This window comes from Kitasatospora cystarginea, from assembly GCF_039533515.1.
In the GTDB taxonomy this organism is placed as follows: domain Bacteria; phylum Actinomycetota; class Actinomycetes; order Streptomycetales; family Streptomycetaceae; genus Kitasatospora; species Kitasatospora cystarginea.
Map to the genome: position 1 here is coordinate 207,104 of NZ_BAAATR010000009.1, position 10,560 is coordinate 217,663.

Genomic DNA, 10,560 nt, shown 5'->3' on the forward strand with positions numbered 1-10,560 from the left:
CGCGGCCGGCTACACCCGGTGCCCGCGCCGGCCGCGCGGACGGGTGAGCCGGAACCGGTCCACCGGCAGCAGCTCGCCGTACGGCCCGGTGACCGCGTAGTACGTGACGGCGATCGAGGTGTTGCCGCCCCGGACGCCGGGGTCGACCTCGAAGGCGGCGAAGCCGTAGGAGTGGTCGGCGTCGCGGAAGGCTGACCAGGGAGCGTCCTCGATCACGTACTTCGGCGGCCGCTTGCCGGTGGCGGAGTCCACCGGGCCGACCCCGGTGATCACCCGGCAGCGGGCGGGGCTGTAGAGCAGCTGGTTGGAGGGCGCCGAGGTGCCGCCGCCGCCGATCACCATGTGGACGGTGCCCTTGCTGGTGTCGATCACCTCGGTGTCGGTGGCGACCGGGATCGGGGTGCGGGTGTCGGTGGGCTGCTGACCCCGGATCGGCTGGGAGCGCTCGTAGTGGTGCTCGTGGCCGCAGACCACCAGGTCCACCCCGTACTTGTCGAACAGCGGCACCCAGGTCTCCCGGATCCCGAGGTCGGCGCCGTTGAACTTGTCGGCCGTGGAAATCACCACCTGGTGCATGCAGACCACGATCCAGTCGATCTGCGGGTCCGCGTTCGCCGCCGCCAACTGGGCTTCCAGCCACCGCTGCTGGGCTCCGCCGGAGTAGCCGTGCACATAGGAGTTGCCGCCGTCCTGGTAGGCGACGTCGTCGTTGTTGAGGCTGATCACCCGGACCGAGCCGGCGGTGAACGCGTACCACAGGCCACGCAGTTGCTCGTCCGCGCCGGCCTCGGGGAGGCTGAAGTACGCCTGGTAGGCGCCGTACCCGATCGAGCCGTTGCCGAGCTCGTTCTCGTGGTTCCCGGCGGCGGGCATCCACGGACGGTGGCGGGCGGAACGGGAGTTGTTCTCGAACCAGTCCGACCAGGTGCGCACCCGGTCGCCCGACAGGTTGGCGTAGCAGAGGTCGCCGTTGACCAGGTGGAACAGCGGCGCGATCCGCTCGACGCCGGCCGTGGTGTCACCGGCCGCCGGGCTGCCGAGGTTGTCGTTGACCCAGCCGCCTGCGGTCTGCCGGCCCAGCGTCGGCGTGCCCTGGTCCCCGAAGCTGGTGAAGGTGAAGGCGCCCCGGCCGCGCGGTGCGGTCCGCACCGTGCCCAGCTCCGGTGCCGCGCCGTCGTGCAGGGCCGCGTAGACGTAGTCGGTGTCCGGCTGCAGCCCGCCGATCCTGGCGTGGTGGACCTGCACCTCGGTACCCGACTTGGCGTCCCGGTAGGTGGTGGTCCGAGCCTGCTCGGTCCGGCCGAAGCCGCCGTGCGCCGTACCGAGGAGCACCCTGGGGCGGGCCACCGAGGCCGTGGTGTGCCAGGAGACCACCACCTCCCGGGAGGCGTCCGACCCGAACTGCAGGTGCAGACCGGACACCCGGGGCGCGCCCAGCCGCCCCGGCCGCGACCACAGCAGCGGACCCGGCGCGGCGGGCTCGGCGGCCGCCGTCCCACCGCCGAGCGCCACCGCACCACCGAGGCCGACCCCGGTGGCACCCGCTAGAAGACCACGCCGGCTGACACTCTTCACTGAACTCATGACCGGTCAGCCTGCGCCCGGAAGGTGAACGCCGCCGGATCCCCGACATGAACAGCAGCGCGCCCAGGGCGCGGGAGCGCTCGGCCGCTCCCGGGAGGCGCTCCGGTCGCCGGACGGCTCCGTCGGCCCGGTGCGCGGCGAGCCCCGTTGACCGGCGCCGCCGAACAGTGCTGACCTGGCCTGACGCCGAGGCCGGACGAACGGACCGGCCCGGTGGGAGGCAGGATGCCGTACTCCGGCAGTACCCGGCGCGGACAGTGGCGCGCCCGCTTCGTCGAGACCCGCACCCGGCAGGCCGAGGCGGGCGCCCGCCGGTGCGCCCGGTGGCGCCGTGAGGGTGCCGAGCGCTGCCGGCGGTGGGCGCGCGAAGGCTCCCGGCGGCCGGGCGAGTTCGCGCCGCCGTCGTGGTTCTGGATGGCCATGCCGTTCGGCATCGCCTGGTACCTGGTCCTCGGCTGGGCGGGCGAGGCGTGGTACCGGTCGGCCGGCCTGGTGTACCGGGCCGCCGCCCGGGCCTGGTACGGGGTGCTCACCGTCGCGGCCGGCCTCGGCTGGTGCATCCGGCGGATCCGGTGACCCCTCGCCCGCCCCTGAGCGCGCCACCTGGACGCGGCACCCCGGCCTCGCCATGATCGGCATGCCGTCAATCGTCCGAGTACAGAGCGAGTGCGGGAGGTGCCCCGGTGGCCGCTGCCGGATTGTCCTTCGATGTGGTGCACATCGAGAAACCGGACGACGTCAATGTGATCGTCGGTCAGGCGCATTTCATCAAGACCGTGGAGGACCTGCACGAGGCACTGGTCGGGGTGAGCCCGCACCTCCGCTTCGGCATCGCCTTCTGCGAGGCCTCCGGCGCCTGCCTGGTCCGCAGGTCCGGCAACGACGACGAACTGGTACGGGTGGCGGTCGCCGGGGCCCGGGCGATCGGCGCCGGGCACTCCTTCGTGATCATGCTGCGCGAGGGCTACCCGGTCAACGTCCTCAACTCCGTCAAGGCCGTGCCCGAGGTCTGCGGCATCTTCTGTGCGACAGCCAACCCCGTCGACATCCTGCTCGCGGCCACCGAGCGGGGCCGCGGCGTGATCGGCGTCATCGACGGAGTACCGCCGGTCGGGGTCGAGACCGACGCTGACGCGGCCGACCGGCACGGACTGCTGCGCCGCATCGGCTACAAACTCTGAGTAGGGTCGGGGACTGGCGCGGTGGCTGATGCTCCGTTTCCAGTCCCCGCCGCTTCAAACCGTGCATGCGGTTCTCCCGCACACGGCTTTCCGACATCGTTCACCAGCTGGCATGCGCCGTCGCCCCGCGCACGTTCCCGGTCAGGCGGTAGACCCCGAGCCGACTGATCCACCCGTAGGTGTAACGGGTGGTCCAGTTCCGGCTCGCGAGTCCGTGTTTCCGGCTGGCGAAGATTGCCAGCCGCTCGTGGACGTAGCCGTCGACCGCGTTGAACTTCCGCCCGCTGTTGCCGTTGCGGAAGTACGCTGCCCAGCCACGCAGGACCGGGTTGAGATCGGCGACCACATCGGCCACCGGCCGCTCGCTCCGGGACCTTGAGGTGGCCGCGCGAATCTTGTCCCGCAGCACCCCCAACGCCCGTGGCGAGGGCCAGCGTTGCAGGTAGAACCTGCCCCGCCACTTCCACGACTCCACCTTCCGGTGGTGGAATCCGAGGAACTCGAAACCCTGCCCACCCCGGGTGAGGCAGACGATGCCGGACTTCTCCGGATGCAACCGCATCCCGAGCCCGCCCAACACCTCGGCCGCCAGCTCACGCGCCTGCTCGGCACGCTGCCTGGTCGGCGACAGGACCACGAAGTCATCGCAGTAGCGCACCAACACCCCAACCGCCCGCCGCGTGTCTGCCACGCCTCATCAAGGACATGCAGGGCCACGTTGGCCAGCAACGGGGAAATCGGTGAGCCCTGCGGGGTTCCCGCCCCAGTCGGGGAGGTCACCCCACCCTCCAGCACTCCCATCCGCAGCCACGCCCGGATCAGCTTCAGCATCTGACGGTCCACCACGCGCCTCGCCACCTGAGCGACGAGTGCATCGTGATCAATCGTCCCGAAGCAGTCCCGGATATCAGCCTCGAACACCCACTCCTGCCGCTGGTTCGCCGCGACGCGCACAGCCTCGCACGCGTCGATCGCGGACCTCTTGGGCCGGAAGCCGTAGCTCGCGTCGGTGAAATGAGCCTCGAAGACCGGTTCGAGAACCAGTTTCGCGGCCGTCATCACCACCCGGTCCGCCACAGTGGGGATCGACAGCGGCCGTAACTCCCCCGGCCGCCCCGGCTTGGGAATCTGGACCCGCCGCAGCACCGACGGACGATACGTATGCGTCCGCAGTCGATCCGACAGATCCTGGAGGAACTCATCCACCCCCGAGGCCGCCACCTGGTCGACGCTCACGCCGTCCACCCCGGGGGCGCCCCGGTTCGTGCTCACGCTGGACCATGCCCGCCACAAGACGTCCATGCGGTGGACGTGGCCGTACAGGGCATGGAACCGGCGCTCGGGTTCTTGCTCGGCACAGCGGTAGAGCGTCCACTGCAAGGCTCGGACCTTGTCCAGAGGACGCCGCTCACCGCGGCCTGTGTCCTCCCGGCGGGCGGACATAGCCGTTCCGACACTCACCCGGGCCCCTCCTTGTTCGTGTCACGCATCGATGAAGCAGGGGCCCTTCGCTCCTGACGGGTTGTGTTGTCCCGCCGATCGGCACTACTACGACCCCCTCCGACTGCCTCTCGGCAGCCCGCCACTTCCCGGTTCCGCCGGTTATAGGCGAGCCAGAACGCGACATCGGGCTGATCACCCACACGATGTCAAGCTGACTGCCCGGTGCAGACGACGGGACGGCGATGCGCGCCCAGCGCCGCCGCGAGGTCGACCGACGCTGGCTGGTGCGGCTCGTCATCCAGCGGCTGTCTCGTTGCTTCCGTAGTGGACGGCGACGAGCGCCCCCGCGGCGGCCACCGCAGGGCGACCGCCCGCCCGATCCCGCGCGAGCCGCCCGTCACCAGCGCGGTCCTGCCGTCCAGTTCCCCCACGATCACTGCTCCTCTCGTGTTGCCCCGGCCGAATCCGGGACCTATCCCGAGTAGATTCGAAGTTCCGCCCCGCCAAAGGAACGAAGGTGCCCAAGATCAGTTTGTGACGACCGACCTGAACACCCTCTTGATCGCACAGTACGTGAAGACCGAGTGCGAACCACGAGGCTCTGAGCTGTACCGAATGGGAGCGGAAGACCTTCATCTCCCTTCCGCCGTAGCGGTGGGGTGAAGCCCGCCCGCGAGCCCCGGGCGACAGCCGCCGGCTCAGCGGCTCGGGTCGGCCGCGGCGGCGAAACCCTTCACGGCCCGCTTCGGGGCCGGCCCGGCCCTGCGGGGCTTGGGCGCGGGCTCCGGCAGGCGGGCCAGCCTCCCGCTGATCATCGACGCCGCGCGGCTCACGGTGTCGGACAGCAGGGGGATCAGCTTCGCGTCCAGGGCGGTCACCGCGACGGCGGCCACTACCTGGCCGGACGCAGAGCGCACCGGAGCCGCCACGCACGACAGCGAATCCACGCACTGCTCGTAGTCGAACGCGAGCCCCCGCTCCCGGACCCCGGCGACCTCGCGCGCCCAGGAGGCCTCCGTCCACCCCGCCGGCCGCTCCGGCACCGGGGCGGCCGCCGCCAGGACTAGTTCGGCCGCACTGCCGGGCGGCAGAACGACCCCGGAGCGCAGCGGGAAGACCTCGTCCACCTCGCCCCGCATGCCCCCGACGACGATGATGTGTCCCGCTTCGGGCACCGACAGGCTCAGGCTCGCCCCGCCGCTGACCGCCGCGAGTTCCCGTAACGGCTGGGCCGATGCGGCGCGCAGCGCGCGCGCCGGATGCCAGGCCTGCCCGAGCCGGAACGTCCGCGGGCCCAGCCGGTAGCGGCCTTCATGACTCTGCACCGCGCCCAATGAGACTAGCTGCCCGAGCAGCCGGTGGGCGGTGGCCTTCGGCAGCGCGGCGTCACTCGCCAGCCGGGTCAGCCCCACCTCGTCGTCGTGCGCGAGTACCTCCATGAGTGCGAACGCGCCTTCCAGCACGCCGCGTCCCTCAGCGCCGGATCTCGCCATGAGGGTCCCCCTCTCATGCCGGGCCGTCGATCGGACGGCCCCACAATTCCCCGTTTGGACCAGGACAGTTGGGGTTTCGGAATGGTTCCCCTCAGTCACCGGTCGTTGAATCGCGCCACTGTGTTTTCTCGTCAAGGGACGGAACGCCCCGCGGCCGGCGGCTGCGGGCAGGCGCCCCTGACCGTCACCACCGTCGGCGCGCACGACGGCGTACGCGTGATCGCCCCGGGCCAGCGACCTCGACTTCGACACCGCCGCCACGCTGCGCGCCTCACTGTTCGACGCTGTCACCGCGAGGAACACCGCCGTCGCACGGCAGTACTTCGGGCGGCGCGGGCGTGGGTGGTCCGGCGGTTTTGTCGAGAAAGCCTCAGCGGCTCAGGCGAGCGTCACCCCCAGTGCTCCAGAAGGCTATCCACGGCCGTATGTTTGCCGCACCTTCACGAGTGCACGATTGAGAGCCGCCGCACCTTCACCAACGCACAGCCTTCACCGCCGCCTTGGTGGCCCTGCACGGCCTTCAACGCCAGTTGACCTGGTTCTCCTCAGTCACCGGTCCGTTGAATGGACCCGATCGTTGCCCGCTCGCGGTGATCGCGCCACTGTGTCTCCTAGTCAAGGGACGGAACGCCGGAGCTCCTGCGGAGGTTAGGCGGCCGTCCACCCACAGCAAACGAGGAGGCACATATGAGTTCCATCAAGACGAGCGCCAAGCAGTTCAAGTACGTCATGGGTGCGCTGACGGCGGTCTTCTTCGGCGCTTGTTCGGCCAGCTGACGTAAATCCCGGGGGTGGGGGCGGCGAGCCGCCCCCACCCCTTCGTCCTGTTCGAGGTGCGAAGGAGGCATCAGTGCTGGAGACCGCTGTCCGGCAGGTACGGGTGGCCACGGCGATGGTGTTCGGCCGGCGGCTGAACGTACGGGCCGTGGAACGGCTGGTCGCCGACGCGCTCGTCACACTGGAGGAGTTCGGCTCGCTCGGCGATGACGTCGACGAACTGGCCGACGGACCGTTCACCGATCCGGCCGAGCGCCGAGACCTGCAGAACCGGGCGCTCCAGCGCACCGTGCGCAGGCTCGCCACCCGCTCGCCCTTCTACCGGGAACGGCTCGCCGGCGTGGACCCGGCCGGGATCACGACCGAGACGCTCACCCGCATCCCGGTGACCCGCAAGGCCGACCTGATTGCCCGCCCCGCCGACTTCCTCTGCAGCGCCCCGTACCTGGTGACGCAGACCACCGGCACCACCGGCGCGCCGGTCCAGATCTGGCTCTCCCGCTACGAGATGGAGCTGTGGCCCGCCCTGATCGCGCTGTCCCTGGTGCTCCGCGGCGACCTCGGCCCCGGCGACCGGATGCAGATCAACCTCAGCTCGCGGGCGACCGCCGCCGTACAAGAGGACGTCGAGGTGTGCCGCCTCGCCAACGCCGCCTGTCACGTCGTGGGACAGGTCCCCCCCGAGGAGTCCGTCGAGCACCTGCTCGGCCGCTCCGGCCCCCAGCCGACGGTGCTCACCGGAAACCCCAGCTACCTCGCCCGCATGGTGAGCGCCGCCCGCGAACGCGGATACGGGCCGCACGACTTCGGGCTGCGCGCGGTCTACGCGGGAGGGGAGATGCTGTCACGCAACCTGGCGGCCGCCTTCCGCGAGACCTTCGGCGCACGCACCATCGGCGACTCCTTCGGAATGACCGAGCTGCTGCCCGTCAGCGGCCGTACCTGTACCCACCATCACCTGCACATCGACCCCAACATGGGGTACACGGAGGTCCTCGACCTGGAGACGGGCGAGCCCGCCGGGCCCGGCCGCCTCGGCGAGCTGACGGTCACCCCGTACTTCCCCTACCGGGAATGCATGCCCGTCCTGCGGTACAACACCGGTGACGTGGTCCGCACCCTGGACGGCGAGCCCTCCTGTGAACTCGCCTCGGTCCCCGCGGTCTCCCACATCCTCGGCAAGGCCGGACAGCTCTACCGCACCGCCGACGCCATCGTCACCCCGCGCGACATCGTGGAGGCGCTGGACGGCACCCCCGGCCTGCCGTGGCCGCTGCGCCACCGGGCCGAGGTCACCGCCCGGGGCCGGCTGCAGGTGGAGGTCGCCTCCAAGGAACTCGGCACGGCCGACGTGACCGAACGGCTGCGGGCCGAGGGCATCGACGCCGACGTCACCGTCCTGCCGCTGGACGACGCGGAAGCGGCGCTGCGCTTCCCGCTCCGCTGCGACCTGCTGGAGCACACCTTCACCCGGAGCCACGCATGACGGTCTTCTTCCAGCTCGCGGTCAGCTGCACCCTGGCCCTCGCGGTGTGCGTCGGCGCCGTCGGCTACTTCCGCACCGTCCGCACCCCCCGGCCGCCGATCGGCGTCTTCAACGGCGCCGACATCATCCTGATGATGGGCTTCGTCCTGGCACTGCCGTACCTCTACCTGGCGCTGCCCGGTACGGTCCTGCCGGTGGTGCTCGCGGTGGCCTTCGCGGGCGGGCTGTCCGTCGGCTACCAGCCCGTCATCGGTGACGGACGGCTGCGCTGGGCGCTGATCGCCGCGCTGATCGCGGCCGTGTTCGGCGCCCACCTCGCCTTCGGCGACACCGCCGCGCCGTACTGGATCGCCAACAGCTGCGTCGTCGGCCTGGTCGTCGTCTCCGCCACCAACATCAACGTCCAGGGCGGGATGCGGCTGAAGAACGTCGCGTGGTTCCTGCTCGCGCTCACCGCCTACGACGCGTTCTTCGCCTGGGTCGTCCCTCTGACCGAGGAACTGTCCGACGCGATCCAGGGCTACCCCTTCGCCCCCGCGGCCGGGCTGCGCATCGGGGAGGACCTCGGCGCCGTGCTCGGCATGGGCGACCTGCTGGCCTACGCCCTCTTCACCACCGCCGCCTACAAGGCCTACGGAAAGGCGGGGCTGCGCACCGGGATCGTGCTGGTCGTGCTCTTCGGCGCCGTGGCCCCGGTGGCCACCCTGCACATCGTCGGCGCGGTCACCGGGCACCCCGCGGCGCTGATCCCGGCCCAGGTGTTCTTCGGCCCGGCGGCCTTCGCCGGCCACCTGCTCCTGCGCCGCCGGGGCCCCGAGCGGCGGATGGCCGAACTCGTGTTCCGCCGCGACCGGATCGGAACCCCGGGGCGGCGGCCGGCCCGCAGGTCACGGGACCTGGTGGCCCTCGGTGAGCACGGCCCGGTGGGGCGGAGCGAGGGCTTCACCCCCTAGCGCCAGGATCCGCTGGGCCACCCGGATCGCGACGCCCTCGAAGGTCCGCCCGCCGTGTTGTTCCAGGTCGAGCTGCCCTTTGAGGGTGTCGTTGACCGACTCGATGAGCTGGCGGACCTGCTTGAGCATCGGCTCGCCGAACCGCTGCTTCTCGCGCTTGAACGACGGCCGCAGCAACTCGATGCCCAGCTCGGCGAGTTCCCGCTCTAAAGCCTTCGAGGCGAAGCCCTTGTCGGAGATGAGCACGAGGCCCCCGCGGCGGGCGACGAGCTCCGCATCGACTTCGAGCATCGCGCCCAGCACCTCCCGCTCGTCCAGCGTCGGGTTGGCCAGCGCCCACAGGATCGGCATGCCGGTCGGCGTGCACACCAGGTACAGACGCAGGCCCCAGAAGAAGCGGGGGTGGGAGGCGCAGTAGCCATAGCCGGCCCAGCCGGCCAAAGGTCGGAGCGTTGAACGGTCGGGCGTGACATGCCGCACGGCACCGGCGTGGAGTCGGTGATCCACACCGTGTCCGTCCAGAAGTCGCTGTCCCGGGCCAGCTCCCGGATCACGCGCTTGACCAGCGGCAGAGCTGAGCGGAGCCGCTTGTTGTAGCCCGCCCTCTGGGGCAGGTAGGGGAACATGCCGGACAGGTGCTTGTGGGCGTAGCGCAGCCAGCGGGCCTCGGAGTGGTAGCCGAGCAGGGCCTGGGCCACTGCGAGGCAGACGAGTTCGGAGTCGCTGAGCAGAGGCGGGCGGCCCAGCCATCGCGTTCCTCCTATCTCGTCGGTGAGGTAGGCCCGTGGGCGCGGTGCCGACGTCTCCGTCGGTCGTCTCCCTCGGGCCCCCTCCCGCACCCGGCGTGCGAATTGCTCCGCACCGGGCGCTCCACGTGTCTTGACCGTTGGTCAGCCGCCTGCTGTTGCTTCGGGGTCCACGGGGTCGGGATGTCGCTTCCGCGGTAGCGGTAGCGTTCCACTGCGACACTGGATGCGCCGGTGAACACGACCCCGTTGTGGGCGAACCGCCACCCCTTGTCACAGAAGCGGTTGCGGAGTTCCTTCATCCCGAGCCGGTGTTTCCCTGTGTACTTGGCGCGGATCCACCGCATCAGCCGGCCCCACGCGTGGGAGTCGACCGCGGTGAAGATCGCCTTTGACACCCCGTGTCGGAAGAAGTTCGCCCATCCCGCCAGGCTCCGGTTGACGCTGCGAAGCAGCTCGTCCAGCTCCATGTGGCGGGTCGATCTGTACGTCTGCTCCCGTACCGTGTCCTTGATCGACGCGATGGCCTTCTTGGACGGTTTGGTGTAGACGTAGTGCTTTGTGGTTCCTCGCTTCCGTTGGCGGCGGATGTTGTGTCCGAGGAAGTCGAAGCCCTCGTCGATGTGGACTACCCGGGTCTTCTCCGGTGCCAGCTGCAGCCCCAACGGGGCGAGTACGGCTGCCACCTCCTCGCGCAGGCTCTCGGCGTGGTGGCGGTTTCCTGAGACCACCAGGACGAAATCATCCGCGTAGCGGATGATTCGCCAGTTGCCGAGGCCGTCCTTCTTGCGCTTGGATTTAGCTTGATCTTTAACCTGTGCGGCCGTAGTGCTGGTCGAGCGTCTCGGCGCGTTTGACGGTCTTTCCCGGTGTGTGGCGGGGTGCTCTCGCTCGGTT

Annotated in this window: 8 protein-coding genes and 3 pseudogenes; 4 read left to right on the forward strand and 7 right to left on the reverse strand. The window is 70.4% G+C overall.

Going from position 1 to position 10,560, the window contains the following annotated elements; translation table 11 throughout:
- Positions 1-9: 9 nt before the first annotated feature.
- Entirely contained in the window at positions 10-1,584 is a 1,575-nt protein-coding gene (locus ABD369_RS13285; protein WP_344636545.1) for a purple acid phosphatase family protein, read from the reverse strand.
- A gap of 225 nt (positions 1,585-1,809) precedes the next feature.
- On the opposite strand from ABD369_RS13285, the gene ABD369_RS13290 reads away from it, so the two are divergent.
- Both ABD369_RS13290 and ABD369_RS13295 read left to right on the forward strand, forming a co-directional pair.
- Positions 1,810-2,160 carry a hypothetical protein gene (locus ABD369_RS13290; protein ID WP_344636546.1) on the forward strand — a complete coding sequence of 117 codons (351 nt, stop codon included), beginning with the start codon at positions 1,810-1,812 and terminating at the stop codon, positions 2,158-2,160.
- A 107-nt stretch (positions 2,161-2,267) separates the two neighbouring features.
- Positions 2,268-2,765, forward strand: coding sequence for an adenosine-specific kinase (locus ABD369_RS13295; protein ID WP_344636547.1), 498 nt, complete (start codon positions 2,268-2,270; stop codon positions 2,763-2,765).
- A gap of 100 nt (positions 2,766-2,865) precedes the next feature.
- Here ABD369_RS13295 and ABD369_RS13300 read toward each other — a convergent pair whose 3' ends face one another.
- The 4 genes and pseudogenes from ABD369_RS13300 to ABD369_RS13305 all read right to left on the reverse strand — a co-directional run bounded on the left by ABD369_RS13300 (position 2,866) and on the right by ABD369_RS13305 (position 5,701).
- The gene (locus ABD369_RS13300) at positions 2,866-3,456 is read right to left on the reverse strand and encodes a group II intron maturase-specific domain-containing protein (RefSeq protein WP_344636548.1); all 591 of its coding nucleotides are present in this window, start codon (positions 3,454-3,456) and stop codon (positions 2,866-2,868) included.
- Between the two features lie 47 nt (positions 3,457-3,503).
- Positions 3,504-4,208, reverse strand: a pseudogene (locus tag ABD369_RS41120) (reverse transcriptase domain-containing protein); the annotation flags it as partial.
- 300 nt (positions 4,209-4,508) lie between these two features.
- Positions 4,509-4,639: pseudogene (locus tag ABD369_RS41125) on the reverse strand (SDR family NAD(P)-dependent oxidoreductase); the annotation flags it as partial.
- A 267-nt stretch (positions 4,640-4,906) separates the two neighbouring features.
- Positions 4,907-5,701, reverse strand: a complete 795-nt coding sequence (locus ABD369_RS13305; protein WP_344636549.1) for a helix-turn-helix domain-containing protein — start codon at positions 5,699-5,701, stop codon at positions 4,907-4,909.
- 850 nt (positions 5,702-6,551) lie between these two features.
- Here ABD369_RS13305 and ABD369_RS13310 point away from each other — a divergent pair.
- Complete coding sequence (locus ABD369_RS13310; protein WP_344636550.1) at positions 6,552-7,964, forward strand: phenylacetate--CoA ligase family protein; 1,413 nt, start codon at positions 6,552-6,554, stop codon at positions 7,962-7,964.
- On the forward strand, positions 7,961-8,917 hold the full coding sequence (locus ABD369_RS13315) for a hypothetical protein (protein WP_344636551.1): 957 nt from the start codon (positions 7,961-7,963) through the stop codon (positions 8,915-8,917). The genes ABD369_RS13310 and ABD369_RS13315 overlap by 4 nt, the downstream gene beginning before the upstream one ends.
- Here the strand turns inward: ABD369_RS13315 and ABD369_RS13320 are convergent.
- A pseudogene (locus ABD369_RS13320) lies at positions 8,915-9,681 on the reverse strand (IS982 family transposase); the annotation flags it as partial. The gene ABD369_RS13315 and the pseudogene ABD369_RS13320 sit on opposite strands and share 3 nt — an antisense overlap.
- The coding region (locus ABD369_RS13325; protein WP_344636552.1) for a group II intron maturase-specific domain-containing protein at positions 9,678-10,560 on the reverse strand (883 nt) is incomplete at its 5' end. The gene ABD369_RS13325 and the pseudogene ABD369_RS13320, both read right to left, overlap by 4 nt.

What these genes read in the sequence shown, in the direction of transcription:
- ABD369_RS13315 (WP_344636551.1), top strand. Translation starts at nt 7,961, where the DNA reads ATGACGGTCTTCTTCCAGCTCGCGGTCAGCTGCACCCTGGCCCTCGCG.
- ABD369_RS13285 (WP_344636545.1), bottom strand. Translation starts at nt 1,584, where the DNA reads ATGAGTTCAGTGAAGAGTGTCAGCCGGCGTGGTCTTCTAGCGGGTGCC.
- ABD369_RS13305 (WP_344636549.1), bottom strand. Translation starts at nt 5,701, where the DNA reads ATGGCGAGATCCGGCGCTGAGGGACGCGGCGTGCTGGAAGGCGCGTTC.
- ABD369_RS13290 (WP_344636546.1), top strand. Translation starts at nt 1,810, where the DNA reads ATGCCGTACTCCGGCAGTACCCGGCGCGGACAGTGGCGCGCCCGCTTC.